The 883-nt window shown below is 56.4% G+C and carries 1 protein-coding gene; it reads right to left on the bottom strand.

Going from position 1 to position 883, the window contains the following annotated elements; all coding sequences use genetic code 11:
• Positions 1–883: hypothetical protein (locus A3754_RS27530; RefSeq protein WP_197468564.1), on the bottom strand; the 883-nt coding region annotated here is incomplete at both ends.

The following is an 883-nucleotide window of genomic DNA, read 5'->3' on the forward strand; positions in this document are numbered from 1 at the left end:
AGCAGCGCCGAGCCGGATACCCGTACCTCAACGGCCTCCCGGCTGAGGCTGGTCACCGCCACATTCACATCGGTGCCGATATTGTTGTCCAGCAAGTCGGTAAAGGCTTGGGGTGTCGATGCCTCCAGATCAAGGGTGAAGAAGAGGGAATTCAACGCTTTCACGCTTACCAGGGTGCTCGCTGATAGCGGTTTGGGGAATTCTGCACGCAAAGTCAGCCAGTCCACAGCGGTACAGGTATCTTGCTGTTTGTCCGTCAGCACCAACAATCTCGGTTTCCCTGACAGGGAGAGCGTGGCCTCCAGAGAAATCGGTGGCTCCACCATTTGGAAGATCGCAGTGTCCACATCCCGCTGCTCACCATTTTCTTCCACCTGCAGGGCGCAGGCATGGCGAGTCAGATTAAAGCCTGCCGTACCAAACACATCCGAGAAAGTGGTTGTCTCACCCGGCTGCAAACTCACTGTTCGTGTATCGCGATGCAGCTCCGCCTGGTTATCCACATCCAGTCGGGTGTTGATCACTGTCAGGTTCTGTATCGCCTCGCTGCTGATGTTACGGAGCGTGAAATCACAGGTTTGCGGATCACCCTGGTACACGCTAGCAGCGCGGGCCTGGACCTCACCTTCCACGGCTCTGATTGAGCTGATGCTGACGGTGAATGCCTGCCTGTCACTGGCCAGCACATCCCCATCATCGTCAGTCAAGGTGCCTACCGCTTCATAGTTGCCGGCGGCCACACCTTCCAGAGACAGGTTTTCGTAGAGCTGCATAACCTGGCCAACCGCCAGACCGGCCAACACATATTCTTTATTGAGCAACACGTCGCCGCTCTCGTCACTGACAACCAGGCGATAGTTGGCAGGCTGTATCAGTGTGCTAC

This window comes from Alcanivorax sp. HI0083, from assembly GCF_001635175.1.